Source organism: Streptomyces sp. AM25, assembly GCF_058146165.1.
This window is the reverse complement of sequence record NZ_JBKIWN010000140.1, coordinates 96,706-122,465: the sequence shown is the minus strand read 5'-3', so window position 1 is coordinate 122,465 and position 25,760 is coordinate 96,706. Positions and strand designations below refer to the sequence as shown.

General features: G+C 70.8%; 24 protein-coding genes and 1 pseudogene. 14 read left to right on the top strand and 11 right to left on the bottom strand.

All coding sequences use genetic code 11. The annotated features are described in order from the left end of the window. Nucleotides 1-28 precede the first annotated feature (28 nt). A pseudogene (locus ACLHRZ_RS41640) lies at nt 29-205 on the top strand (integrase core domain-containing protein); the annotation flags it as partial. Here the strand turns inward: ACLHRZ_RS41640 and ACLHRZ_RS41635 are convergent. Further along, nucleotides 137-838 (bottom strand): amidohydrolase family protein, encoded by a 702-nt coding sequence (locus ACLHRZ_RS41635; RefSeq protein WP_490423835.1) that lies wholly within the window; start codon nt 836-838, stop codon nt 137-139. The pseudogene ACLHRZ_RS41640 and the gene ACLHRZ_RS41635 sit on opposite strands and share 69 nt — an antisense overlap. Nucleotides 839-1,373: 535 nt before the next feature. Here ACLHRZ_RS41635 and ACLHRZ_RS41630 point away from each other — a divergent pair. Continuing rightward, nucleotides 1,374-1,907 carry a GNAT family N-acetyltransferase gene (locus tag ACLHRZ_RS41630; protein ID WP_490423834.1) on the top strand — a complete coding sequence of 178 codons (534 nt, stop codon included), beginning with the start codon at nt 1,374-1,376 and terminating at the stop codon, nt 1,905-1,907. 156 nt (nt 1,908-2,063) lie between these two features. Here the strand turns inward: ACLHRZ_RS41630 and ACLHRZ_RS41625 are convergent, their stop codons facing one another. Continuing rightward, nucleotides 2,064-3,479 (bottom strand): DEAD/DEAH box helicase, encoded by a 1,416-nt coding sequence (locus ACLHRZ_RS41625; protein ID WP_490423833.1) that lies wholly within the window; start codon nt 3,477-3,479, stop codon nt 2,064-2,066. Nucleotides 3,480-4,581: 1,102 nt separating this feature from the next. Between ACLHRZ_RS41625 and ACLHRZ_RS41620 the strand changes: the two genes are divergently transcribed. Continuing rightward, complete coding sequence (locus ACLHRZ_RS41620; RefSeq protein WP_490423832.1) at nt 4,582-5,307, top strand: SDR family oxidoreductase; 726 nt, start codon at nt 4,582-4,584, stop codon at nt 5,305-5,307. A 224-nt stretch (nt 5,308-5,531) separates the two neighbouring features. Here ACLHRZ_RS41620 and ACLHRZ_RS41615 read toward each other — a convergent pair whose 3' ends face one another. The 6 genes from ACLHRZ_RS41615 to ACLHRZ_RS41590 all read right to left on the bottom strand — a co-directional run bounded on the left by ACLHRZ_RS41615 (nt 5,532) and on the right by ACLHRZ_RS41590 (nt 12,018). Further along, on the bottom strand, nt 5,532-5,993 hold the full coding sequence (locus ACLHRZ_RS41615; RefSeq protein ID WP_490423831.1) for a spore-associated protein A: 462 nt from the start codon (nt 5,991-5,993) through the stop codon (nt 5,532-5,534). A 314-nt stretch (nt 5,994-6,307) separates the two neighbouring features. Further along, entirely contained in the window at nt 6,308-6,961 is a 654-nt protein-coding gene (locus ACLHRZ_RS41610) for a cutinase family protein (protein ID WP_490423830.1), read from the bottom strand. Nucleotides 6,962-7,137: 176 nt separating this feature from the next. After that, on the bottom strand, nt 7,138-8,814 hold the full coding sequence (locus ACLHRZ_RS41605) for a multicopper oxidase family protein (protein WP_490423829.1): 1,677 nt from the start codon (nt 8,812-8,814) through the stop codon (nt 7,138-7,140). 200 nt (nt 8,815-9,014) lie between these two features. Beyond that, nucleotides 9,015-10,679 carry an FAD-binding oxidoreductase gene (locus tag ACLHRZ_RS41600; protein WP_490423828.1) on the bottom strand — a complete coding sequence of 555 codons (1,665 nt, stop codon included), beginning with the start codon at nt 10,677-10,679 and terminating at the stop codon, nt 9,015-9,017. Between the two features lie 82 nt (nt 10,680-10,761). Beyond that, a complete protein-coding gene (locus ACLHRZ_RS41595) occupies nt 10,762-11,490 on the bottom strand; it encodes a hypothetical protein (RefSeq protein WP_490423827.1) in 729 nt (242 codons plus the stop codon). 51 nt (nt 11,491-11,541) lie between these two features. Then, complete coding sequence (locus tag ACLHRZ_RS41590) at nt 11,542-12,018, bottom strand: DUF6314 family protein (protein ID WP_490423826.1); 477 nt, start codon at nt 12,016-12,018, stop codon at nt 11,542-11,544. A 52-nt stretch (nt 12,019-12,070) separates the two neighbouring features. Between ACLHRZ_RS41590 and ACLHRZ_RS41585 the strand changes: the two genes are divergently transcribed. Further along, complete coding sequence (locus ACLHRZ_RS41585) at nt 12,071-12,856, top strand: aminotransferase class IV (protein ID WP_490423825.1); 786 nt, start codon at nt 12,071-12,073, stop codon at nt 12,854-12,856. Between the two features lie 49 nt (nt 12,857-12,905). Here the strand turns inward: ACLHRZ_RS41585 and ACLHRZ_RS41580 are convergent, their stop codons facing one another. Both ACLHRZ_RS41580 and ACLHRZ_RS41575 read right to left on the bottom strand, forming a co-directional pair. After that, on the bottom strand, nt 12,906-13,799 hold the full coding sequence (locus ACLHRZ_RS41580; RefSeq protein WP_490423824.1) for a poly-gamma-glutamate hydrolase family protein: 894 nt from the start codon (nt 13,797-13,799) through the stop codon (nt 12,906-12,908). 95 nt (nt 13,800-13,894) lie between these two features. Continuing rightward, nucleotides 13,895-15,691, bottom strand: coding sequence for an APC family permease (locus ACLHRZ_RS41575; protein WP_490423823.1), 1,797 nt, complete (start codon nt 15,689-15,691; stop codon nt 13,895-13,897). Between the two features lie 197 nt (nt 15,692-15,888). Here ACLHRZ_RS41575 and ACLHRZ_RS41570 point away from each other — a divergent pair, with 197 nt between their 5' ends. Further along, nucleotides 15,889-16,644: a DUF4118 domain-containing protein gene (locus ACLHRZ_RS41570; protein WP_490423822.1), complete on the top strand. Its 756-nt coding sequence runs from the start codon at nt 15,889-15,891 to the stop codon at nt 16,642-16,644. Nucleotides 16,645-16,879: 235 nt separating this feature from the next. Then, on the top strand, nt 16,880-17,692 hold the full coding sequence (locus tag ACLHRZ_RS41565) for an AfsR/SARP family transcriptional regulator (RefSeq protein ID WP_490423821.1): 813 nt from the start codon (nt 16,880-16,882) through the stop codon (nt 17,690-17,692). A gap of 58 nt (nt 17,693-17,750) precedes the next feature. On the opposite strand, the gene ACLHRZ_RS41560 is transcribed toward ACLHRZ_RS41565, so the two are convergent. Further along, nucleotides 17,751-18,194, bottom strand: coding sequence for a nuclear transport factor 2 family protein (locus ACLHRZ_RS41560; protein WP_490423820.1), 444 nt, complete (start codon nt 18,192-18,194; stop codon nt 17,751-17,753). A 141-nt stretch (nt 18,195-18,335) separates the two neighbouring features. Here ACLHRZ_RS41560 and ACLHRZ_RS41555 point away from each other — a divergent pair, with 141 nt between their 5' ends. The 8 genes from ACLHRZ_RS41555 to ACLHRZ_RS41520 are packed head-to-tail and all read left to right on the top strand — an operon-like array spanning nt 18,336 to nt 25,739. After that, complete coding sequence (locus tag ACLHRZ_RS41555) at nt 18,336-20,201, top strand: AMP-binding protein (protein WP_490423819.1); 1,866 nt, start codon at nt 18,336-18,338, stop codon at nt 20,199-20,201. Next, the gene (locus ACLHRZ_RS41550) at nt 20,188-20,958 is read left to right on the top strand and encodes an SDR family NAD(P)-dependent oxidoreductase (protein WP_490423818.1); all 771 of its coding nucleotides are present in this window, start codon (nt 20,188-20,190) and stop codon (nt 20,956-20,958) included. The genes ACLHRZ_RS41555 and ACLHRZ_RS41550 overlap by 14 nt, the downstream gene beginning before the upstream one ends. A gap of 31 nt (nt 20,959-20,989) precedes the next feature. Further along, on the top strand, nt 20,990-21,745 hold the full coding sequence (locus ACLHRZ_RS41545; protein ID WP_490423817.1) for an SDR family oxidoreductase: 756 nt from the start codon (nt 20,990-20,992) through the stop codon (nt 21,743-21,745). A gap of 9 nt (nt 21,746-21,754) precedes the next feature. Then, complete coding sequence (locus ACLHRZ_RS41540; protein ID WP_490423816.1) at nt 21,755-22,177, top strand: nuclear transport factor 2 family protein; 423 nt, start codon at nt 21,755-21,757, stop codon at nt 22,175-22,177. Beyond that, complete coding sequence (locus ACLHRZ_RS41535; RefSeq protein ID WP_490423815.1) at nt 22,161-23,465, top strand: beta-ketoacyl-[acyl-carrier-protein] synthase family protein; 1,305 nt, start codon at nt 22,161-22,163, stop codon at nt 23,463-23,465. Before ACLHRZ_RS41540 ends, ACLHRZ_RS41535 begins: the two co-directional genes overlap by 17 nt. Beyond that, the gene (locus ACLHRZ_RS41530) at nt 23,447-24,676 is read left to right on the top strand and encodes a ketosynthase chain-length factor (protein WP_490423814.1); all 1,230 of its coding nucleotides are present in this window, start codon (nt 23,447-23,449) and stop codon (nt 24,674-24,676) included. The genes ACLHRZ_RS41535 and ACLHRZ_RS41530 overlap by 19 nt, the downstream gene beginning before the upstream one ends. After that, nucleotides 24,673-24,957, top strand: a complete 285-nt coding sequence (locus ACLHRZ_RS41525) for an acyl carrier protein (protein ID WP_490423813.1) — start codon at nt 24,673-24,675, stop codon at nt 24,955-24,957. The genes ACLHRZ_RS41530 and ACLHRZ_RS41525 overlap by 4 nt, the downstream gene beginning before the upstream one ends. Next, nucleotides 24,954-25,739 carry an SDR family NAD(P)-dependent oxidoreductase gene (locus ACLHRZ_RS41520; protein WP_490423812.1) on the top strand — a complete coding sequence of 262 codons (786 nt, stop codon included), beginning with the start codon at nt 24,954-24,956 and terminating at the stop codon, nt 25,737-25,739. The genes ACLHRZ_RS41525 and ACLHRZ_RS41520 overlap by 4 nt, the downstream gene beginning before the upstream one ends. The last annotated feature ends 21 nt before the right edge of the window (nt 25,740-25,760 follow it).

Sequence of the window (25,760 nt, the reverse complement as noted above, 5' to 3'; positions counted from 1 at the left end):
ATTTCACAGCGACCGCGGGTCGCAATACATGTCCCGTGAGTTCGCTGAGACTCTCGCCGCCTACGGGATCCGTCAGTCATCCGGGCGCACCGGCAGTTGCTTCGACAATGCCGCCGCAGAATCGTTCTTCGGGAAGCTAAAGACCGAAAACGTTCATCACCGCAAGTTCGCCACCAGAGCTGAAGCGCGACGCGAAGTCATCCGCTTCATCGAAGGGTTCTACAACCGGAGACGGCTGCATTCCCGTCTCGGCTACCGCCCGCCGCTGGAAGTCCTCGATGAATGGGCGAAGGAAAAAGCCGCAGCCTGATATAGTCATTTGACCGCGTGTCCGAAAAGCTCGGGGCCCGTCATGCTCCGTCATGCCCAGGTGATCGATGCTCACGGCCGGCAGCGCGGCCAGGACCGGTTCCAGCTCCGGGAGGTCGGCGGCGTCCGCATAGAGCTCGACGTGCCAGCCCACCAGGTCGAACACCCTGCGCGCAAAGGAGCCGAGATGGCCGAGGGCCTCTGAGCCTCCCCGGTAGAGGTTGAAACGCACCCCCCGGACACCGGCGTCGTCCAGCTCACGGATGCGGTCGTCCGTGACGGCCGCAGGCAGCTGCGTCACGCCCACGAACCCGCGCCCCAGCCTCCGCAGCGCATCGAGCAGGTAGCTCTGGTCGAACCCCTGGAACGAGCCGGAGACCACAGCACCGCCGGTGACATGCAGAGGATCCACTGCGTGCAAGTAGTCGCCGACCGTGAACGGCTGCGGCATGAAGCCGCTGTTCGGCGTCAACGGGAACCGCGGATCGATGATGTGCAGATGGCTGTCGAAGACCCTGTGTATGGCCATGCCCTCCATCATCTCCCTCCGGACATGGTCGAATGCCCGATGTGCGGTTCGCCCGCCCTCAACGCCCCCTGTCCCGGCAACGTGAGCGGCCAAGTGCGTGCGGTGTGCGCCGGGGCCGCCCGCCGCGGCACCCGGTGTGGCTAGTGCTGTGACTGCATAGGTTCGCCGGTTCGGCACGAGGATCGGGCGTTATCCCGTTGCTGTTGCTTCCGTCGGTACGGCAGGGTCTGCGTCATGCTGGAACCGCGCACTTGGGGATCGGACGACTGGCCGATCTGGCGGGAACTGGGGCAGGCAGCCCTGACGGACGCGCCCTACGCATTCGGTTCGACGCTCGCCCAGCCCGTACCCAGCGGCACCACCACCGGGCTGTTGCTGAGCCGGACCGGTCGAGGCCCCGGGCATTCGCCCGGGCGACCTGGTGTCAGGCGTGCCGCCGAGGCAGGGGGCGGCCCGCTCCAGATGCCGGCCGACCAGCAGGAGGGCCGTGGCCTCGATTACCCTTGCGGCCCCCGTCTTGGGCAGTATGGGGGCCATGACCGAGATCCACACCCCACGCCTCCTCCTGCGCCGCTGGGACGATGACGACCTTGTCCCCATGACGGACATCAACGCCGACCCGCAGGTCATGCGCCGGATCGGTGACGGCTCGGTCCTCGACGGGGACGGTACGGCGGGGGCCGTCGAGCGGTGGGAGGAGGAGTGGGACGAGGAGGGCTTCGGTGTCTTCGCCGTGGAGCTCCTGGGCTCGGGCGAGCTGGCCGGCGCCGTCGGCCTGTCCGTTCCCGAGTCCCTGCCGGAGGTGCTGCCTGCCGTGGAGATCACCTGGCGGCTCGGCCGGCAGTTCTGGGGCCAGGGCTACGCCTCCGAAGCCGCCCAGGCCACGCTGGAGTTCGCACTCCAGGACCGCGGCCTCGACCGGGTCATCGGCATCGTGCGCGCGGGCGACGAGGCCTCGGAGAACGTGCTGCGCAAGCTCGGCATGACGCCCGAGCACGAAACAGTCCACCCGGTATACGGCTTCCCCCTGCACGTCCACTCCATCGACCTCACCGAGTTCCAGGCCTGACCGGACAGCTCCGGCATCAGGCCCGATTCGTCGAGGACGGGGCACGGGCCGTCGTCATCCTGCGTCCAGCCGGCCGCGTACAGGGGCGTGTCACACCAGCCGCACACGAACCACCCGCCCCGCACATGCGTCGCCTTCGGGTGGGCGCAGAGTCTCTCAGCCGCCGCGGCGTACCCGGGCCGCCTTGCGGGCCTCGGCGAGCATACGGGCCTCGCCGGCCTTGCGGGACTTGCCGCCGGTGCCGCGGGAGGCGTCCTTGCTGGTACCCAGGCCGCGGAAAGGGGCGTTGGTGTTCTTGGCCCGGGGTGCGGCAGGCCCGCCGTCGAGCGGGATGCCGGAGGGGGCCCTGGCCCCGGTGATCCGGCTCAGCTCCGCCTCACCCGAGCGCACCTTGGTGATCGTCGGCTCGATGCCGGCCCCGGCCATCAGCCGGCTCGTCTCGCGGCGCTGTGCCGGCAGCACCAGCGTGACGACGCTGCCCGACCGACCGGCCCGTGCAGTACGGCCCGCGCGGTGCAGATAGTCCTTGGGGTCGGTGGGCGGGTCGACATTGACCACGAGATCGAGGTCGTCGACGTGCAGGCCACGGGCCGCGACATTGGTCGCCACCAGGACAGTGATCTGGCCGTTCTTGAACTGGGCAAGCGTCCGTGTGCGCTGCGGCTGGGATTTGCCGCTGTGCAGGGCCGCAGCATGCACTCCGCTGGCCCGCAGATGCCGGGTGAGCTGGTCGGCTGCGTGTTTGGTGTCCAGGAACAGCAGTGCGCGGCCGTCGCGGGCGGCTATCTCCGTGGTGACGGCGTACCGGTCGGGGCCGTGGACGACCAGCACATGGTGGTCCATCGTCGTGACCGCACCTGCGGGCGGGTCGACCGAGTGGACGACGGGGTCGTGGAGGTAGCGGCGGACCAGGTGGTCGACGTCGCGGTCCAAGGTGGCCGAGAACAGCATCCGCTGACCGTCGTGCTGCACCTGGTCGAGCACCTCGGTGACTTGCGGCAAGAAGCCCATGTCGCACATCTGGTCGGCCTCGTCGAGGACGGTGATCCGTACCCGCCCCAGGCGACAGGCCCTGCGCTCGATGAGGTCGTGCAGGCGGCCGGGGGTGGCGACGACGACCTCGGCGCCGTCGCGCAGCGCAGCGCTCTGCCGGCCGGTCGACATGCCACCGACGACCGTGGCCATCCGCAGCCGGAGTGCGTCGGCATACGGTGCGAGCGCCTCGGTGACCTGTTGGGCCAGCTCCCGGGTGGGCACGAGGATCAGAGCGAGGGGCTGCTTCGGCTCCGCGCGCCGCCCGGCCGTCCGTGCGAGCAGCGGCAGGCCGAAGGCGAGCGTCTTGCCCGATCCGGTGCGCCCGCACCCCAGGATGTCGCGTCCCGCGAGGGCGTTGGGCAGTGTGGCTGCCTGGATCGCGAAGGGCTCGCGCACGCCGAGCCCGGTGAGCGTTCGCAGCACCTCGGCCGGCAGTCCCAGGCCGGCGAAGGAGACACCCGAAGACACCACCGGAGCAAGGGGCACTGGCTGGGCGAGGTCGCCGTGCGAGGTGCCGAGGCCGTCCGGGTGATTCATCAAGAGCCTTCCGCATGGGGAACGTACCGAGGAAGGCCCGACAGGAACAAGCAGCCGACCAACGAGGGAAAATCCGGACGGGCGGTATCACCAGCCCTCACCGCCGCCCAAACGCTCGACGATAACACAAGCGGTGAAACAGCCAAGGAGGTGAGACGCGCCGGAGCGGTCAACAGGGCCATGTCCCGCACCTCCGACATCGACGTCCCGCCCCGACCGCGAGGGCGCGGCATTGTCTTCGTCCCGGGGACCTGCCGGGCGGGGACGCCGCGGTCGACGTAAGGCAGCGTGAGACGGCCCGGAGCGCTTCTCGACGGGCCTCGGGCCCGGCCGGGTCAGCGCCGGTCTAGCCGCGGCCGAACGTGCACGCCTTCCCGCCGGCCCTCCTCTTCGGCACGAGCTCCTGGCCGGCGAAACAGCGGGCACCGCAGACAGCCCAGCGGCCTGGCATCCCACGGGCTCGCCCGATGCTCACGGCTGGACGACGCGCACCGTCTCCTCGCTCGTCCCTTTCCACCGCCAAGCCGAACACGCAGAACGTCCGATGAGCATCGGTATGTGCCTGATGATTCCCCGGTTCCCGCCCCGGCCTGCATACCCGCGCCGGCCGACCCACTGATCCGTGAGCTGGACTCACAACCCGCCATGCCGGCCGGCCCAGCCGATACGGCACCCAAGCCCGGCCGCCGAACCACCCACCACGCACATCGAAGGCAAAGCTGCCTCTACGCCTTTACAACGAAGACGTCAGGTCGCAGCAGCGCCTTCCAAACCAGTAGCCGGAAGAGCAACAAAAATCACCCGCCCATACCGGACGGAGCCGACCGGCCAGCAGGTGCACGAGTGTGCTCGGGCAGTCTCGACGGTCCAGCCCTCGTGCCGCCACACACAACACCGCGGCAAGAGCACGTCCCACGCACGGCCCGCAACGCCCGCACCAGGCCACCGCACAGCCCAGCCCAGCAACCCGCATCGCGGCAACACCTACCGACCGGCTGTAACAGGCAGCGCCACCTGGCCTGCCACGCGGCGTCCTGGAATGAAACGATCACCAGTGGGGTTCGGGCGGACAGTGTCCGCATCCCACCGAAAGGCGAACCCCATGACCGCCACTTCGCTCACCGGCCGCCACGTCGTCATCGTCGGCGGAGGCTCCGGCATCGGCCTGGACGTTGCCCGCCGGGCCATCGCTCACGGCGCGCGCGTCACGATCGGCGGGCGCAACGCCGGGAAGACGGCAGCAGCCGCACAAACCCTCGGGGAGCGCGCCGACTGGGGCGTGGCCGACACCACCGACCAGGAGTCGCTGGCCGCCTTCTTCGAGAACATCGACACCGTCGACCACCTCTTCACCCCAGCCGCCTCCTACCAGGTCGGCCCCATGCGGGAGTTGACCGACAGTCAGGCCGCCAGCCCCTTCGTGTCGAAGTTCTGGGGGCAGTACCACACCGTCAAACACGCAGCCGCGAAACTGACAGCAGACGCCTCCATCGTGCTGATGTCCGGCGCCGCCGGCGTCCGTCCCCCAGCCGCCGCGCCGGCCTACGTGGCCTGCAATGCCGCGATCGAGGGACTCGGGCGCGGGCTCGCGGTCGAACTCGCACCCGTCCGCGTCAACGTCGTCTCCCCCGGCACCGTCGACGGCAACCTCTGGGCCCAACGCCCCGCCGAGCTCCGGGAAGAGAGCTTCGCGCAGTACAGCCGAGACGCCCTGCTGCACCGGCCCGGCACCGAAGGCGAGATCGCCGACACCGTACTCTTCCTGTTCACCAACACTTTCATGACCGGATCCACGCTCTACCCCGACGGCGGCTACAGTCTGCGCTGACCCCGGGGCCTTGTGCCCACGGGCCGGCGGGCGCGGTCGACAGTGGAGTCGACCACGCCCAATGGTTCAGCGGCGGTCCGCAGCCGGTTGTGGACGTGTCCTTCCGCGACCCGAACGTGTTCGGGCACGTCCGTCCACGCTGTCCCGGTGCGGTACTTGAACGGGATCACGTCGATCACCCGCCGGTGATCACCGCTCACCCCTTCGGGCCCGGGTCGGCGGACCTACCGCCCCGTCCGGGCCAGGGCGGCGCAGTTCGTCTTGTAGCGGGCCACGACGTAGCCGTCGATCTCGCCGCCCCAGTCGACGCACTTGCCCTTGGCCTCCAGGTAGACCGGCCCCGCGTACGTGGTGAAGAAGCCGTACTGCTCCTGCTTCGACTTCACGTCGTTGTCGCGCTGGATCCAGGAGCCCACCCACAGCCGCGCGCCGGCCGAGCTGTCCCGCTTGGTGACCACACAGTTCTTGCCGGTGGCGGCGTTGTAGGCCAGGAAAACCGTCCCGCGGCCCGGGACCGGGAGCTGGTTGACCTGCTTGTATCCGGTGCCGCACTCCTTGTTGTACACGGCGGCGGCGCGGGCCGGAGCGGCGACGGCCGTCCCGGTGCCTGCCACCAGAGTGGTGACCGTCGTGGCGGCGGCGAGCAGCGCCGCCCCCGCAACGCGGGTACGTACAACACGCTTCACAGTGCCCTCCATGGAAATCGCATGGTGCCGGTTGATGGATGTGCGCGGGACGGCCGTCTCCGTGCCCACCCAGACACCCCACACCCCCGACAAGTTGTACATGCCCTCGGCCTCACCGCCCGGAATCAGCCATCACTCCGCCCCCGCCGGAACGGTGATCCGGGACGGCTCTCATCGTGCCGGGAGCGCCCGTCTCCGGGCATCGTGGACGACCACGAACTCAGCGGATCGACGGTCACGGCGCACAAATGCATCACCGCCTGTCAGCGGGCTGTTTCGTCCGCCGACAGACGGTGTGAGGCGGGCTTTTGTGGTTACCAGGGGTACCAAGCGCCGTTGTACCACTGCTCGTTGGCGCTGTCGTTGTGGTGGTCCATGTTGAAGTCTTCGGGGTAGTTGTGGACGTGGTTGTACGGGTAGGTCCAGATGCCGGCGGACTCGTCGCAGATGTAGTCCCAGTGGCAGACCGACTTGACCGGCACGTTGCCGAAGAACCTGTCGGCGCCGGCGAGCGGAGCGCCGACGAAAGCGCCGAACGGCACGGTGGAGCCGTTGGCGCCGGGAGGGCCCTGGCGCTTGGGGTCGGCGATGAGAATGGCGTTGACGTTGTCGAACGACTGCCAGTTCTCGGTGACCCAGACGTGCACCACTGCCGCGCCCAGGGAGTACCCGGCCATCTTGACGTGCTGGGCCGGGCACGCTGCGCGTTGTTCGCGGACCAGGCGGTTCAGTTCGGTGACGCCGGCCCGGACACTCGCCCCGTTGGGAATCTGGGTGGGGTACCCGACATGCTGCTGGATGTTGCCGGTGAAGCCGTCGTTGTTCCAGGAGCTGCCCGTGCCGCCGACGACGATGGTGTAGGTGCCGTCGCACGGAGCCGTCGCCTGCGCTGTGGACGCCTGGCTCAGCGAGAGCCCGGCTGTCAGCAGAAGAGCGGCCAACGGGCCCGCGATCCGTCTCGTTCGCATTCGGTCCTCCCCATGGAATGGCTCCCCGCGTCTGCGCTCCGGTGCGGTACGCGGTCGGCCGAGGTCGCCGGACGACAGTGGCAGCGGAGGGTGAAACCCCGGTGAAACCCGTGGCGGGCCGACGGGCCGACGCCCCGGCTCACGCCTCTGGTGGCCGTGCCACGGGCACCGGTCTGCTACGCCCCCGTGGACGCGTGTCCCTTGGCCCCCGGCGGGGAGATGAGGAGGGTGCCCATCGTGCCGCTGTCCTCGTGCGGCAGGACGTGGCAGTGGAAGACCGTCTTGCCCGTCGCGTCGGGGCGGAAGTACATCCGCAGCGTCACCTCGCCGTTCGGCGGCAGGCGGTAGGTGTCCCACCACAGCGTGGGGTCCGTCTGCCAGGAGGTGTCCCCTGCGGGGATGCCCTTGATGTCGACGACCTGGAACGGGTTGACGTGGAAGTGCATCGGGTGCTGGAAGTCGTCCTGGTTCACCAGGTGCCACTCCTCGACCGTTCCCGCCTCCACCTCCTGGTCGATGCGGTCCATGTCGAACGGCCGGCCGTCGATGAGGAACCGGGCTCCTCCGCCCGGCACTTCCGAGCGTTCGCGGGAGAGGACCAGGGTGCGGCGGCGGGCGATCGGCAGGCGGGGCATGCACGGCGGGTCCACCAGGCGCTGCGGGATGCAGCCCGAGGTCTGCGTGCCGCAGACCTCCAGGGTGCCGAGTTCGAGCGCGGGGCGGTCGGTGCGGGAGGGGCCCTGCCGGTAGGGGGCCGCGTAGATGCAGTGGCGGCCCGGTTCGCCGCCGCGGATCAGGAATTCGGCGCGGTTGCCCGGGGCCAGCAGGATCGAGGGGACCTGGCGCGGGCAGGCGAAGGGGATGCCGTCCTGGCCGATCCAGTACAGCGTGTGGCCGTCCACGTGGAGCCACATCTCCCGGTGCGGTGCCGCGTTCAGCACCCGCCAGCGCTGCACTTCTCCCGGGCGGATGGTGACGACCGGCCGCAGTCCGCCGTTGAGCGGGAACATCATTCTGGCCGGCACCACCGGGTCGGTGGTGAACGGGTCGTCCTGGCTGAAGGGTTCGTCGCCGGCGGTCGGCAGGATGGACACGGTCGGGTTCTCGCCGTTCACGTCCAGCCGCAGCGCGTTGATCACGATGACCCGCTCGCGCATGTCGGCGATCTCCGGCACCCGGTCGACCGCTCCCTCCACCACGAGCGGTCCGCACAGGCCCGACCAGCCCTGGTGCGTCGTCGAGCCGTGGTGGTGCGGGTGGTACCAGTACAGCCCCGACGGCTGGTCGGAGGGGATGTCGTACACGTACTGCCGGCTGCCCCCGGGCGGGACGCTGACGTACACGTTGTCCGAGGAGCCGGAGGGGGAGACCTGCAGGCCGTGCACGTGCAGGTTCGTCGTCACCGCGTCGTGCACCAGGGTCTGCCGCTCGCGTGCCGGCAGGCATCCGGACGCGTCGTCCTCCGTGCACACGGGCGGTACTCCGGACGGCTCCATGCGGTTGCACAGGAGTACCCGCACCCGGTCGCCGGCGCGTACCCGCCATATATCGCCCGGCAGTCGGCCGTTGTAGATGTCGAGGCCGAGCCGTCTTCCCCCGACCACCGGATGGCCGCCCGCGACCGTGAGCGTGTGGTCCAGTACGCCTGAGCGGCTGTACACCACGGGCAGGTCCGCCAGTTCCTCCCCTGCCGCCCCCGTCCCCAGTGCGCCCGTCGGATCCGGCAGGCCCGCCGTCGGCGAGCCCCACGCACCCGGTATGCCCATGCTCCCGGCTATGCCCGCGCCGATGCCCACCATTCCGCCCCGCAACAGCCTGCGACGCGATACGCCTCCTCCACCACCCGCGTTCATCCCACGCACTCCTCTAACCCGTCTTCAATCCATACAAGTGATCAAACACGGTCACATACCATCACAAACCCTCTCGGCCAACCACCGCAGACCATGACAAATCAACCAGCTTGTCGAGGCCCCTGACCGGCAGTCCCTATCGCCCATCCGTGGGACTTTCCCGGGGGCGGCGGCGCGCCCGGCGCCGCCGCCCGGGACGGCTACGGCAGCCGGACCGACTGGGCGTGACGGAAGACGTCGCGCGGGTCCCACGTCGCCTTGACGCGCTGCAGGCGCGGGTAGTTGCCCTTGTAGTAGAGCTCGGCCCACGAGGTCTTCGACGTGTTCCAGGCGGGGTCGCCCAGGTCGGTGTCGGGGTAGTTGACGTAGCAGCCGTCGTTGACGTCGCCGGGGACCGGTACGCCGCCCGTGTCGGCGTAGACGTCGCGGTACAGGTCACGGACCCACGCCAGGTTCCGGGCGTCGTCGGCCTCGTCGGTCCAGAAGGCCATGTACTGGAGCTTCAGGACGGAGTCCCGCTGGGGGACGGCGGTCGCGTCGGAGGCGACGGCGTTGATGCGGCCGCCGTAGGAGTCGACCTGGACGAGCGCGTCGGGGTTGGTGTAGTCCGTTCGGGACAGGTGCTTGTGGAGCGCCTTGATCTGCGCGTCGGTGAAGCCCTTGCGCATGTACGCGGACTTGTACTTGCCCCGCAGCGTGGGGTTCGCGCCGCTGAGGGAGTCGGTGGCCAGGAACCAGGGCAGCCGGCGCGGGGCGGAGAACTGCGGCATGGGCGCGTGCTCGCCCATCCGCTGCGTCATGGCCCGGCCCTTGGCGCCCACGCCGTCGAGGATCTCGGTCAGGTAGCGGTCCAGCATCGCCCGTGCGCCCGGGACCGTGGCGTCCATCTGTGTGATCAGACCCACCTGGCCGGCGGAACGGTGGGTCAGCTTCAGCAGGCCGAAGAGGGAGTTGTACGGGGAGTCCGGGGCGCTGTTGCGCTCGTGCCAGGATCCCCAGTTCTTCAGCAACCGGGTGAAGGACTCCTCGTCGAGGTCGTCCCAGTGCAGGGCCGAGGCGTGCAGGAGGACCTCGGAGGGCGGGCGGGGCAGCAGGTGGGAGGGGTCGGTGCCGCTCGCGTCGGGCGAGCGCAGCCAGTAGCGGGTGATGACGCCGAAATTGCCGCCTCCGCCGCCCGTGTGGGCCCACCACAGCTCGCGGTTGGGGTCGTTCTTCTCGCGGGTGGCGACGACGGCGCGGGCGGTGCCGTCCTTGTCCACGACGACGACCTCGACCCCGTACAGGTGATCGACGGTCAGGCCGTGGCGGCGGGAGAGGAGGCCGTAACCGCCGCCGCATATGTGGCCGCCGGCACTGACGGAGTAGCACGAGCCCGCGGGCAGGGCCACGCCCCAGAGCTTGTAGAGGGCCTCGTAGACGTTCAGGTTCGACGCACCGGCCTCGACGGCGAAGGCGCCGCGGGTCTGGTCGAAGTAGACCTCGGTCATCGCGGACATGTCGATGACGACCTGGACGTCCTTGTTGAAGACGAAGTCCTCGTAGCAGTGGCCTCCGCTGCGCACCGCGATGCGCTTCCCGGCGCGTACGGCCTCCTGCACGGCCGAGACGACCTGGCCGGTGCTCGTCACCAGGCGGACGTATTCGGGCTTGCCGACCCAGCGCTGGTTGATCCCGCGTATCAGGTCCGCGTACCGCGGGTCGTCCGGCTTCACCGTGACGGCGCCCGGTGCCGCGATGCCCTGCGGCGGGGCGGCCTGCGCGGGCACGGCCGACGTCGCGGTCATGGCTGCGCCGACGGTCATCGCGGCGCCTCCGGTCAGCAGGCTGCGGCGCCCCATGAACAGCGCACGGGCGGTCTCGGACATAAACGTCCCCCCAGGAACTTTCAGACAACGTACGACCGCATTCGATCATGAAAGCCCGGGCGCGCCCCAATCGGCGGCGGCCCTACCACGACGGCCGGCGCCGTTCCTTCCCCCGCCGGCGCCACCAGCCGACGGCGATGACGCAGAGGCCGGGAAGGGTCAGTGCGATGTTCACGGTCCACTCCAGGACGCTCGCGTTCCCGAGCAGGGCGTCGGACACGAGCGCCAGAACCGGCAGGGCCAGCAGGAACCACCCGATCACGTACGGGAGCCGGAGCAACAGGCCCGCTCCCCCGGCGGCTCCGACCGCCAAGCCCAGGGTCCCCCAGGCAGCCGCCAGCCTCCAGAAGAGCGACTTCTCCGGGGGAGCGAGATACGTCTCGGTGTGGCCGCGCAGCGCCATCCGTATCAGCGCCCCGTGCCAGGTGCGGACCTCCGCGCGGTCCCCGGGCTGCGCGTCGCGGTACATGGTCCACTGCACCTCGTGCCACCTGTCGCGCCCGGCGAGGGTGATCCGCAGCTCGTAGTGCTGGGTGCAGGACCGGACGCCGTTGCTGTCCGTGGTGCACGACTCGTCGACGTCCTTGTCCACGACGCGAGCCGTGGACTGCTCGATGCAGTTGTCGGCCGTACGGGCCCGCCGGCCGGGCCGGCAGGGGGGCGCGTGCTGGTACGTCACCGAGTTCCGGTACGACTCCTGCACCCATGGCACGCAGAAGACGAGTCCGCAGACGGCGGCCAGGAGCAGTATGCGCAGTCCCACGGCCGGCCATGCCTGTCGCGGGGCGTGCCGGCGCTTCGTCTCCCCCATCGGCGGCCCCCTCCCCCGGCCGGTCGCGCCCTGTCCCAGGGTGCCCGTCCTTCACTGCCGTCGGTAGACCGAGCGCAGCTCCTGGTTCTTGGCCGGGCCGGTGGTGCGCCACTGCAGGTGCCACTCGTCGGCGGAGACGACCGTGTACGTGCCGTTGTAGAGGTCCTGGCCGCAGGGGTGGCGGGCGGTCCAGTGGCCGGTGCGCAGGTCCAGGTGGTGGAAGGGGCGGCCGTCGGCGAACGTCACCGCGGCCGTGCCGTCCGGTCCGGGAAGCAGCCTGAGTGTGCGACCGGCGCGGTTGACCGTGCCGTTCCAGCTCAGCTCGCCGTCCTCGGTGTGCAGCACGTGCGCCTGGTCGGCGGCGGGGTGGAAGGCGGCCGTGCCGTGGAACCATCCGTGGGAGCCGGTGTCCAGGTCGATCAGGGTGCGGTCGAGCGACCAGGGGCCGGCCAGGTAGGCGGCGGCGTCGGGGACCGGGTGGACGGTGGGTACGGCGGCGGGTGCCGTCCCCGGGACGGTGGCGTTCATGGCCTCATTCTCCCTTCTGTCCGGTGAGGGGGTTCGTGCCAGAATCCGGCGGGTGGTCACAGTCAACGGAGCACCGGCTCCCTTCGCGTACCTGCAGTCCCTTGCCCTGGCGAACTACGGGCATTTCACCACGATGCGCGTGGAGAACGGAGGAGTCCGGGGCCTGTCCTTGCATCTCGGCCGGTTGCAGCGCGACTGCCGTGCCGTGTTCGGAGCGGATCTGGACCCCGAGCGTGTCGTCGCGTACGTGCGCCAGGCTGTCGGCGAGCACGGGGCCGGGCCGGTCACGGTGCGCGTCACCGTCTTCGATCCGCACCTGGACATGCTCGATCTCGGTGCGCGGGCGGACCCTCACGTCATGGTGACGCTCCGGCCCGCCGGAGGGACGGCCCCGCCGCCGTTGAGGGCGAAGCTGTGCGCCTTCAGCCGTGATGCACCCGCGGTGAAGCATGTCGGGCTGTTCAGCCAGTTCAGGCTGCGGAGGGAGGCACAACTGGCCGGTTTCGACGACGCGTTGTTCGTCGGGCCCGGTGAGTGCGTCTCGGAGGGCGTCACGTGGAACGTGGGGTTCGTGGACGCGGCGGGGCGGGTGGTGTGGCCGGAGGCCGATGTGCTGGCCGGGGTCACCCTGCAGTTGCTGCAGGGTGCCGGCGCGGGTTTCGTCACGGCTCCGGTGACGGTCCGGGATGTTCCGCGGATGCGGGCGGCGTTCGCCACGAACGCCTCGGTGGGGGTGCGGGCGATCGGTGCGATCGACGAGACGGCGTTCCCGGGCGACGACGAGACCGTCGGGCGGCTGCGCGAGCTGTACGCACGCGTCCCGCTCGAATCCGTCTGAACGTGGCGACGGCATTTGCGGCGGGTGTTCGCGCCCGGGAACGCGGGGGCTAGAGGACAACCTGGTCCGGGCCCGACTCCAGGCGGGTGATCGCCGTGCGGCAGGCGGCGGTGAAGCGCCAGAACGTGTCGGTGGTCGTCGTCGGGCGGCCCTGCCGGGTGAAGGTGCCGAACATGCTCCGGCGCAGCTCCGTCGTGAGCTCCAGCTGGCCGCCCTTGCCCAGCATGGTGCGGTTGCAGAGGTTGTCGGGGTGGTCTCCGTTGAGGCCGGGAACCCCGGCACCGTCGATCGTCCGGAAGCCGGCGTTGCGCAGTGCGTCGTGGAGGTGGCGCTGGAAGTCGGTGTTGAGGCCGCCGACGACCACCGCTTCGGGGCGCGAGGCCGGGGCGCCGGCCTGGGCCGCGGTGCAGCCGTGCAGGCTCAGGACGTTGAGGCTGCTCGCGGCCATGGAGAGGGCGACGCGGTCGTCGCAGTGCTTCGCGGTGACGTGGAGTTCGCGGTTGTCGGACGTACGCAGGCCTTCGAACATCCAGTAGTCGTGGACGGGGCCGTCGGGGCCGTCGGCCCGGGCCGGTTCGAGGGTGGCGGGGTGGTAGCCGGCGATGCCGAGGCAGAGTTCGGACGTGCCGGCCTCGATGCCGCCGCCATGCAGGGCCATGACGGTGGTGCGGTGGAAGGGGTGCCGCCGGTCGGGGCTGCTGTCGAGCATCTCGTGGCGCCTGTACCGGCGCGCGTACTCCGTGCCTTCGCCGTCCGGAAGCCGGGTGTACAGCTCGGTGTTCGACTTGTACGTGTCACTGGTGGCGGCGGCGAACGCCGTGCCCGTACCCAGGCCGGACAGCAGGGGTGCGCCTGCTGTCGCCGCCGCGAGGGCGGTGAGGAGCGTCCTGCGGCGAGTGGGGAACGGGGCGGAGTGGGGCGATTGCTGCTGCGACGGGGGCATGCGATTCCATTGCGTTTGCTTGACCGATTGCTGACCGTTCAGTTTCCTGTTCAAGGTGACCACGGGTCAAAACGGGCCTGATGGGGGCGGCTTCGTCAGATGTCGAGGCGGAAGCGCAGCCGGCAGATGACGGCGTCGGTGTGGCGCCGGAGCGCGCGGTCGAGGACGGCGCCGCGCTGGTTCTGCAGCAGGCGGTGCCAGGGTCGTGGCAGGTGGGCCTCGGGGATGAGGACCACCAGGCGGTCCTGGGTGCTCTGTGCCCGGAGGGCGTTCAGGTGGTCGACGACGGGCCGGGTCAGGGAGTGGGTGCGGCTGTGCAGGACGGTCAGCGGGACGTCCGGGTGCCAGGCGTTCCAGGCCGCCGTCACGTCGTCCGCGGTCGCGGGTTCCTCGGGGTGGACGACCGTCACGGCACGCACTTCGTCGCCGAGGGAGAGGGCGGCGCTGATGCCTTCCCGGGTGAGCCGGTTGACCGCGCCGACGGGGACGACGACCAGCGCGTGGCAGTGCTCGGGCGGGCCGGGCACCTCTCCGAGGCGGAGGGCGGCGCCGATGCGCGCGTAGGTGCGGTGCACGGCTTCGAAGAGCGTCACGAGTACGGCGACGGCGAGGAAGACCAGCCAGCCGCCCTCGTGGAATTTCGAGACGAGCTCGATGACGGTGGCGGCCGCGGTGAGCAGCGCGCCCAGGCCGTTGAGGGCGGCGCGGCCGTGCCAGCCGGGCGAGCGCTCCAGGTACCAGTGCCGGACCATGCCGGCCTGGGAGAGGGTGAAGCCGATGAAGACGCCGATGGCGAAGACCGGGACGAGGGCCTGGGTGTCGCCGCGGGCCACGACGAGCAGCAGCAGGGCGAAGGCCGCCAGCACCGCTACGCCGTAGCGGTAGACCTGACGGTCGGCGCGCAGCCAGAAGACGTGGGGCAGGTGGTGGTCGCGGGCCAGCAGGGAGGTGAGGACGGGCATGCCGCCGAAGGAGGTGTTGGCCGCCAGTGCCAGCAGCACCATCGTGGCGAACTGGACCACGTAGAAGGCCGCGTTGTGGCCCAGCGCCGCGTCGGTGAGCTGGGCGAGGACGGTCTTGGTGGGGTTCGGTGCGACGTGGAACTTCCCGATGAGCAGGGACAGGCCGATGAGCATGGCCCCCAGCAGCGCACCGAGCGTGATCTCGGTGCGCTGGGCGCGCCGGACCCGTGGGGTGCGGAAGGTGGGCACCGCGTTGGCGATGGCCTCCACTCCGGTCAGCGCGGAGCAGCCCGAGGCGAAGGCGCGCATCAGCAGGAGTGCGCCGACCGTGGAGGCGCCGGCCGCGGCGGGGTGGGTGGGCGCGGTCACCGGGTGGGAGCGCAGCAGTCCGGCCGCGATCACGGCGAAGACGGCCGCGAGGAAGACCACGGTCGGCAGGATCATCACCTTCGCCGACTCGGCCACCCCGTAGAGGTTGACGGCCGTGATGAGCGCCAGCACGGCTGCGCACAGCCACACCCGGTCGCCGTACAGGCCGGGGAAGGCCGAGGTCAGCGCGGCGACGCCGGCGGAGACCGACACGGCGACGTTGAGGACGTAGTCGATGATCAGTGAGGCGGCCGCGACCAGGCTGACCCGGCGCCCGAGGTGCCGGCCGGCCACCGCGTAGGCGCCGCCGCCGTTGGGGAAGGCCGCGATGACCTGCCGGTAGGAGGCTGTGAGCGCCGCGAGCAGCACCACGATGGCCAGGGTGACCGGCAGGGTGTAGCCGAGCCCGTGGCTGCCGGCCACGGCCAGGACGACCACGATGGCCTCGGGTCCGTAGGCCACCGAGGCCATGGCGTCGAGCGACAGCGCCGCCAGCCCCTGGGGAACGGTCAGCCGGTCCCGCTCCCCCGGCAGGGGTTCGGCGCTCCGTGTCGGTTTCACCCCGCATCACCCGTCCCGTCACCAGGCCACGCATCTCATTGCACCGTGTCAACGCTAGCGACGGTGCGTACACGGATGCGACAAGGCGCGGTCAGGGGAATCCCGAGGAGTCTTCGCCGCCAAGAGGGCATCACGACCGGAAAGAAGCGAATACAAGGGAGAAATTCTGCGTTGCACCGGACGTGGAGGTGAGCCTCATGCTTCGGTACCTCTCGCGGGACCGGGTGACCGCGGTGGCCGCCGTCGTGGTGCCCCTGGCCGTGTGCGCGGCGCTCGTGCCGTTCCGGACGGGGATGTCCAACACCAACGCCGCGCTGGTACTGGTCGTCGCCGTGGTGGCCGTGGCCGTCCTGGGGAACCGCCTGGCCGGTGCTCTGGCGGCGCTGTCCGCGGCCGTGTGGTTCGACTTCTTCCTCACCCGCCCCTACGAGCAGCTCACCATCTCCCGGGGCTCCGACGTCACCACGGCCGTGCTGCTCCTGGTCGTGGGCATCGCCGTCTCGCAGCTCGCCGCGCGGGCGCGGAAGCTGAAGGTGATCGCCATCACCGACGACGACTACCTGGCACAGATCCACCACACCGCCCGCCTGGCCGAGGGCTCCGCCGCTCCCGACACGGTCGTCGACCACGTCACCCGGCAGTTGGTGGGCCTTCTCTCCCTGCGCGGCTGCCGGTTCGAGTACGGCACCCTCATCGGGCACCCGCCGCGGCTGGAGAAGGACGGTACCGTCAGCCGGGGGCACCGGAAGTGGGACGTGGACCGCAACGGACTGCCGGACGAGGAAGTGGAGCTGCGGGTCTTCCACCACGGCCGCTATCACGGCCGGTTCATGCTCCGCCCCACCCCCGGAGCCACGCCCCCGCCGGCCGCCCGGCTGGTCGCGGTGACCCTGGCCGACCGGGTCGGGAGGGCGTTCGGCACGGCGGGGCCCACCGGGACGGCGGAGGACTGATCGGCTCCAGGCATTCCCCTCCACTCCCCCGCAATTCGGTTCGCGGCCGCAGGAGTCGAAAAGCTGCCGCATTCCACCGAACACCTGACCGCGGAATTCGGGGATCCCTGGTTCCCGGGCTGACGGCACGTTAGGAACGTGACATGACCGTTCCGTAGCCTGGCTCGGGATCATGGCCGGTGCTATCACTGTCGAATTGTCGCTCGTCGCAGGCCTTTTCCGAAGGAGGGGGCATATGAAGTTCTGCATCCTGGGGCCGTTGGCCATGGATTCGGATACGACTTCGCTGGCGCCGAGTGCTGTGAAACCGCGAACACTGCTGGCTCTCCTCGTGCTCCGCGCCAACACCGTCGTGCCGACGACGGAACTGGCCCAGGAAATATGGGCGGACGAACCACCGCGTTGTGCCGTCAACACACTGCAGAGCTACGTCGTCCAGCTGCGGAAGCTGATCTGTTCGCTCGCGGATTCCTCGGCACCGGGCACCGACGCCAAGCAGATCCTCTCGACACGGTTCGGCGGATACCTGCTCAGAGTGCAGCAGGACGAGACCGACCTGGACGTCTTCAACCGGAGCGCGAAGCGGGGCACGGACGCCCTGCTGGCCGGGCAGTACGACAGCGCAGCAGCCGAGTTGGCCTCGGCGCTCGGCCTGTGGCGCGGGCCCGCGCTGGCCGACGTGCAACGCGGCCGGCTGCTGGAGCTGCACGCACGCTGCCTGGACCAACGCCGCATGAGCGTGCTGGAGCAACGCATCGAAGCCGATCTGCACCTCGGCCGGCACCATGCCGTGCTCGACGAACTCATGGCGCTGACCGCGGAACAGCCCCTCAGCGAGAACCTGCACGCCCAGTTCATGCTCGCGCTGTACCGCTGCGGGCAGCGGTGGAAGGCCTTGTCCGTCTTCCACGACCTGCGCCGCGCGCTCGTCGAGGAACTGGGCCTGGAACCCGGTGCCGAGCTGGCCCGGCTGCACCACGCCATGCTCAACTCCAGTACCGCCCTCGACGTGGCCGGCCGGACAGGCACCTCGTCCCCCGTGCGCTGAGTGCACCCCGGCGGGGTGCGGTACCCGTGGAGCACCGCACCCCCTGCTGTCGGCCCTCTCAGATGTCGTCCCTGATGACATTGCGGCGGCGCACCGACCAGGTGCCGCCGCAGCGGCCCAGCTCGTCCTCGACGACGGCACTGCCGTGCGTCACGGTCCGGCCGTCCTGCGTGTGCAGGACCAGGGCGTAGAAGCGCGTGCGCACGCTGCCGTCGTCCGACGGTGTCACCGTCAGCATGCCCGTCCAGTGCCGGCGGACCACCTTGGCCTCGATCAGTTCGGCCGTTCCGGCCTGTACGGCCTCCCTGATGGCCGCCCGACCGACCGTGGGACGGTCGTGGGCATTCGTGGTGAAGATGCTGTCCTCGGCGAAGGTCTCCGCCCATTCGTCGACCCGGCCGCAGTCGATGATGTGCATCTGCTGTGTGTAGAACTCCTCGATTTCCGCCCGTATAAGGCCGTCGTCAGCGGCCGGCTCTCCCTGGCTCACCCGGTAGGACACGTTTTCCTCCTCTTCCTCATCGCGATACGGCACTGCCGCACGGAGGCTAACCCCGGGATCTTTGGCGGGGATTGAGCGACGACCGAAAGGGCTTCAGCTCCCTTTCATTCCCGTTCCAGGCCGGCGGGGCACAGTGAGGACATGCCCCACTACCCCGAATCCACGCTGGACGGCCTTCTTTCGGCTGCCGCGTCGTCCGATGCCGACCGTCCGGCAGTCATTGCACCAGCGCAATCGGTGAGCTTCGGTGTGCTGAATGCCCGGGCCGGCCGGTGGGCCGCCGTGGTACGCGACGTCCTGGGCCTGGAACACGGCTCGGTGATCGCCGTCAGCTCCGTCCTGGATCCCTGCTTCGCGGTCTGCTACTACGGCACCTTGCGCGCCGGGAGCATCGCGGCCGTCCTCAATCCCCACCTGCCGCCGCAGACCGTGGTGCGCATGCTGTCCACCGTGCGGGCGCAGGCCGCCGTGGTGACCGCCGACATGGCGCGCCACCTGCAGGACGTCGCAGGAGAACTGCCCGAACTGCGCCACCTCGTACTGTCGGAGCCGAAGGCCGACGGCCCGCTGCCGACGGTGGACGAACTGACCGCCGTCGTGGACCCCGCCGGGGACGACGAGCACTTCTTCACGGCCGCTCCGGACGACGTCGCCTGTGTGCAGTTCACCAGCGGCACCACCGGGACGGCCAAGGCCGTGATGCTCAGTCACCGCAATCTCACGGCCAACGCTCTGCAGACGGCCTGGGCCCACGGGCTGTCGCCCGAAGCGGTCATGGCCAACCATCTGCCCGCCTACCACCCGATGCACCTGAACTCGGCGGTCTCCGCGGGAGCGACCCAGGTCCTGTGCACCACGCCGGACCCGGTGGCGGCGCTGGAGACGGCCGCCCGCCATGGTGCGACGCACTTCTACAGCCTGCCCACGAGGCTGACACGGCTCGCCGACGACAGCCGCATACAGACCCTGCGGGTTCCGACACTGCAGGTCATCGCCTCGGGGGCCGCGCCGTTGCCCCCCTCGGCGGCCGTCGCGCTCGGCACCCGTCTCGGTGTGCCGGTCGTCCAGGGCTACGGCCTGACCGAGGCCTCCCCGCTGACGCACTCGGACAACCCCTCCGCCCCGAAGGCAGGTTCGGTGGGCCGCCCGGTGGGCGACACGGAGTGCCGGGTGGTGGACCTGTCCACCCGCCGGATCCTGGGCCCGGACGCAGCCGGCGAGGTCCAGGTCCGCGGGCCCCAGGTCATGCGCGGCTACCTCGGCGGGGACCAGGGCACCGGCGTCGGCCCGGACGGCTGGCTGGACACCGGCGACGTCGGCCGGATCGACGCGGAGGGCGCCCTGTTCCTCCTCGGCCGTACCGAGGACGTCTTCACCCGCGAAGGCCACCTGGTCTCCCCGGCCGCCGTCGAGGGCGTGCTGGCGGAACGCCCGGAGGTGCAGGACTGCTGCGTCGTCGGCGTGCCCGACGCGGCCGGGACCCCGGCCGCCCACGCCCTGATCGTGCCGAGCGCCGCACAGCCGTCCGACACCGGACTGCGGGATGCGGTGGCGGCGGCGAACCGGCAACTGCTCCGCCACTGCCACATCCAGGACTTCGACATCGTCCCCGAGATCCCCCGGTCCGTCACCGGCAAGGTCTCCCGCGCCGAAGCACGCAGCCGTGTGCTCCACCGGCTCCGCGACCGTACTGCACCCCCGGAGGTTCCGAGCATGGTCACCATGGTCAACAAGTTCGTCGTGCACGGCGATTGCGCGGAATTCGAGAAGGTCTGGCTGGACAGTGCACACTTCATGCGCAACCAGCCCGGCTTCGTCGGCTTCCGGCTGGTGCGCTCGCTGGACGACCCGAAGGTCTACATCAACATCGCCGAGTGGACCGACGCCGAGTCCCACCGCCGCGTGATACGGGGCGCGGAGTTTCAGGCGCACATCGGTGAACTGGCCAGGGTGGCACGCCCGGAGCCGCACCTGTGCGAGGCCGTGGTCGAGCATGGCGCGCTCTGACCACGGCCCCGCGCCGGATACCGCACCGTCCGGCGGCTGGGTGTTCCTCGCCGGTGCCACCGGACGTATCGGGGCCGTGGCCGCCGAGACGTTCGCGCGGCAGGGGGCCGATGTGGTGGTCCACGACAGCGGGCGCACGCCCGCCGCCGGACTGCTCGCGCCGAAGCTGAGCGAGCAGCACCAGGTCCGGGTCCTCGCGGAGACCGCCGAGATCACCGACAGCGGGCAACTCACGGGCCTGCGGCACCGGCTGGAGGACCGGGGCGTGACGGCGCTGCGCGCGCTGGTGGTCTGCACGACCGCGTACGCGGGAACTCCGGTCCCCGTCACCGCCCTGTCGGCCGGAGAGTTCCGCCGGGTCGTCGAGACCGACCTGATCGGGCCCTTCCTGCTGGTGAGGGAGCTGCTCCCGCTGCTGTCCGCGCACGGCGCAGCCAGGGTGGTGCTCTTCTCCGCCCTGGGCGGGTTGCGGGGACGCACCGGTGCGGCCCATGTGTGTGCGGCCAAGGCCGGTGTGCTGGGGCTGACGCTGGCCCTGGCGAAGGAGCTCGAACCGCACGGTGTGGCGGTGAACTCCGTCGCCCCGGGGCCCGTCGCGGACCCCGGCGACGCCCCGCCGTGGCAGCTGCCGGACGGCGTGGCGGTCAGCACGCCGCAGCAGGTGGCCGACATCGCGGCGTACTTGGCGTCCGGCGCCAGTTCCCCGCTGCAGGGCCAGACGCTCGTCGTCAACGGGGGCCGTTCGCAGCAGTTTTGATCACCGTTCCACACAAGGAAGGGGATGTCGCATGACGACCAGCACGCTGGGTCTCGAGGGGAAGGTCGCGGCGGTCACCGGGGCGAGCAGAGGGCTGGGCCTCGCGGTCGCCCGCAAGCTCTGCGCCGGCGGCGCTCACGTCCACCTCAACTATGCGGAGTCCGACGCCGATGCCCGCGCCGCGGTGCAGGAGCTGGCCTCGCTGCCGGGAGGCGTGACACCGGTCAAGGCCGACGTCGCCGACCCCGACGGCTTCGCCCTGCTGCTCGACACGGTACGCGAGCGGCGCGGCCGGCTCGACGTCCTGGTGCACAACGCGGCGGTCTTCCGGCCGATGTCGGCGGTCGCGGCCGACCTTGCGGCCTTCGCCGCGGCACAGGCTCTGGCGCTCAACCCGCTGCTGTACGGCACGGCGGCGCTGACGCAGCTGATGCCCGACGGCGGCAAGATCGTGCTGATCTCCAGCAACGGGGCGGCCAGGGTCGTGCCCGGCTACGTCGGCGTGGGGGTGGCCAAGGCCGCGCTGGAGAGCATGGCCCGCTACCTCGCCGTCGAACTGGCGGGCCGGGGCATCGCGGTCAACGTGGTCTCCACCTCGATGCTGGACAAGGGTGCGGACACGGCCGACCGGCAGACGGCGGCCCTGCTGGCCGCGCGGACCCCGGCGGGCCGGCTGACCAGACCGGCGGATGTGGCCGATGCGGTCGCCCTGTTGTGCGCCCCGGAGGCGCACTGGATACACGGCCAGGTCGTCACGGTCGACGGAGCACTGGGTCTGAGGGCATAGGAGACGGACATGACTCCATCGACCATCGATCTGTACCGGCAGATCGCCAGCTTCTACGCCCGGCAGATGCAACTGCTGGACGACGGCGAGGCCGAGAGGTGGGCGGGAACGTTCACCGAGGACGGCGTCTTCAGCGTGACCGGCGCGGCACCGCCGGTGCAGGGCCGCTCGGACATCGCCGTCGCGACGCGCAGGGCGCTCGACGAACGCACCGCCCGCGGACTGCGTCACCGCCACTGGCTGGGGCAGCTGTTCCTCGACACCGACGGCCACGGCACGGTGCGGGCGCGGTCGCTCGCCCTGGTCTTCGAGATACCCCACGGCGGGGAGCCGAGGCCGCACCGGAGCACGGTGTGCGAGGACGTCCTCGTCCGGCGCGACGGACGCTGGCTGGTACGGGAACGGTGCATCAGCCGTGACGACCTGGCCTAGCACCGTGGAACGGCGCATCGTCATCACCGGCATGGGGGCGGTGGCTCCCGGCGGCATCGGCGTGAAGAACTACTGGGACCTGCTGGTCCATGGGCGCACGGCGACGCGGACGATCAGGGCGTTCGATGCGTCCGCCTTCCGCTCGCGCATCGCCGCGGAGTGCGATTTCGACGCAGAGGCAGAGGGGCTGACGCCCTCTCAGGTCCGCAAGTGGGACCGTGCCACCCAGTTCGCGGTCGTGGCGGCGCGCGAGGCCGTCGCAGGCAGCGGCCTGGACCTCACGAGGGCGGCGCCGGAGCGGATCGCGGTGTCGCTGGGCAGCGCGGTCGGGTGCACCACGAGCATGGAGGCCGGCTACCGGGCACTCAGCGACGACGGGCGCCGCTGGCTGGTCGACCCGTCCCGTGCGGCCCCGGGCCTGTACGAGCACTACGTGCCCGCTTCGATGGCCGCCGAGGTGGCGCGCCTCGTCGGCGCGCAGGGGCCGGTGGCCCTGGTGTCCGACGGGTGCACGTCCGGGCTGGACGCGGTCGGCCACGCAATGGACCTCATCCGTGACGGCAGCGCCGACATCGTCGTCGCGGGAGCGTCGGACGCACCGATCTCCCCGATCACCCTGGCGTCCTTCGACGCGATCAAGGCGACGTCGCCGCGCAACGACGACCCCGGGCACGCCTGCCGCCCGTTCGACGCCACGCGCGACGGACTGGTACTCGGCGAAGGTGCCGCAGTGCTCGTCCTGGAGGAACTGCGCGCCGCCAGAAGGCGCGGGGCGCGCATCCACGCGGAACTCGCCGGGTTCGCCTCGCGGTGCAACGCCCATCACATGACCGGGCTCCGGCCGGACGGTGCGGAGATGGCGGAGGCGATCCGGGCCGCGCTGGACGAGGCGTCGCTGGCCCCGGAGGCGGTCGGTTACGTCAACGCGCACGGCTCCGGTACCCGGCAGAACGACGCGCACGAGACCGCGGCGCTCAAGCGCGCGCTCGGCCCGCACGCCCATGACGTGCCCGTCAGTTCCGTCAAATCGATGATCGGGCATTCGCTCGGTGCCATCGGCGCTCTGGAGCTGGTCGCCTGTGTGTGCGTCATCGAGCACGGCGTCGTTCCGCCCACGGCGAATCTGCACGTCCCGGATCCCGGACTCGGCCTCGACTACGTTCCGTTGCGGGCGCGGGAGCGCCGGGTCGACACCGTGCTGAGCGTGGGCAGCGGATTCGGCGGCTTCCAGAGCGCGGTCGTGCTCACCCGGCCGAAGGGGGCCGCGCCATGCGCACGACCGTGGTGACCGGCATCGGGATCGTCGCCCCGAACGGCGTCGGCACGGAGGCGTGTTGGGAGGCGACGCTCGACGGCCGCAGCGGCATCGGCCCCCTCACCCGCTTCGACACCGGCCCGTATCCGGTGCGGCTGGCGGGCGAGGTGTCGGGCTTCGTTGCCGAGCAGCACCTGCCCGGCCGGCTGCTGCCGCAGACCGACCGGAACACCAGACTGTCGCTGGCCGCGGCGGCGTTCGCCCTGGAGGACAGCAGGATCGGTGCCGCCGCCGGTGCGGGGCCCGGGGTGGGCGTGGCCACGGCCGCGTCCATGGGAGGGTTCGCCTTCGGGCAGCGCGAGCTGCAGAACCTGTGGGGCAAGGGACCCGGGCACGTCAGCGTCTACCAGGCCTTCGCCTGGTTCTATGCGGTCAACACCGGCCAGGTGTCGATCCGTCACGGCCTGCGCGGCCCGGGCGCCGCGCTGGTCTGCGACCAGGCCGGCGGGCTGGACGTGATCGGCCATGCCCGGCGCCGGATCCGCCGGGGTACCACGGCGATGGTGGCGGGCGGCGTGGACGGTGCGCTGTGTCCGCTGGGGCTGACCGGGCAGCTCACCACCGGGGCGCTCAGCCGCTCCGAGGACCCGTCCGCGGCCTACCTCCCCTTCGCCGAGGCCGCCTGCGGGCATCTGCCCGGGGAAGGAGGGGCGTTCCTGGTGCTCGAGGACGCCGTGGCGGCGAACCGGAGGGGTGCCCGGATCCTCGGGGAGGTCGCCGGCTATGCGGCCGCCTTCGATCCGGACCCGGACGACCCGGCGCCGACCGGACTGCTTCGGGCGCTCCGCGGGGCACTCGCCGATGCGCGGGTGCGGCCGTCGCAGGTCGACGTGGTGTTCGCGGACGGTGCGGGCCGCAGGGGGCCGGACCGTCAGGAGGCGGGGGCGCTGGCGGCCGTCTTCGGCGCCGGCGCGGTTCCGGTCACCGTCCCGAAGAGCATGACGGGGCGGCTGTGCGCAGGGAGCGGGGCGCTCGACGTGGCGTGGGCCCTGCTGAGCATGCGCGACGGGCTCGTGCCGCCGACGGCGAACGTGGACCGGCCTGCCGCCGGCTGCCCCGTCGACCTGGTCACCGGTGCGGCCCGCACGGGTGACATCCGTTGTGCCGTGGTCCTCGCCCGGGGGCACGGCGGGTTCAACGCGGCGGTGGTCGTCCGGCGGCCGCCCGGGAGGAGGAGCGTGTGAAGGAACTGACGCTCGGCGAGCTGACGCGCATCCTGCGCGAGTGCGCCGGCCAGGACGAGACGGTGGATCTGGACCGGGACATCCTCGACGTCCCGTTCGCGGACCTCGGCTACGACTCGCTGGCGCTGCTGGAGACGGCGGCGCGTATCCGGCGCGACCACGGGATCACCCTCGCCGACGACGGGCCGGGGCGCCCGACGACCCCGCGCGCTCTTCTCGACGAGGCCAACTCCGGTGCGGACGGCGCCGATTGCACAGGACGGGAGGGAGCGGTCTCATGACGGACAAGGAGCGGCGGGTCGCCTTCGTCACGGGCGCGACGAGCGGCATCGGTCTCGCCGTCGCCAGGGCCCTGGCGGCCGAGGGCATCGCGGTGTTCGGCTGTGCCCGGTCCTCGGACGACGTGTACGCCATGGTCAAACGACTGCGCGAGGAGGGCTTCGAGGCCGACGGGGCCGCCTGCGACGTGACGTCGGCCCATCAGGTGCACGCCACGGTCGACGGAGTGACCCAGCGGTACGGGACCATCGACATCCTCGTCAACAATGCGGGCCGCAACGGCGGCGGCGACACGGCGAAGATCGACGAGGCCCTGTGGCTCGACGTCGTCGACACCAACCTCAACAGCGTCTTCCGGGTCACCCGTGAAGTCCTGCGCAGCGGCGGCATGCTGGCGGCCGGCCAGGGACGCATCGTCAACATCGCCTCCACTGCGGGCAAGCAGGGGGTGGCCCTGGGTGCGCCCTACTCCGCCTCCAAGCACGGCGTGGTGGGGTTCACCAAGGCGCTCGGTCTGGAGCTGGCCAGGACCGGCATCACCGTCAACGCGGTCTGTCCGGGCTATGTCGAGACGCCGATGGCCCGGCGGATACGCCTCGGTTACGCCGACTACTGGGACGTCTCCGAGCAGGAGGTCCGGGAGAAACTCGAGGCGAAGATCCCGCAGGGCAGGTACGTCACCCCCGAGGAAGTGGCCGGTCTCGTCACTTACCTCGTGTCCGGCACCGCTTCCTCGATCACCGCCCAGGCGCTCAACGTCTGCGGCGGGCTGGGAACGTACTGACGTGGAAAGGAAGGTACGGAC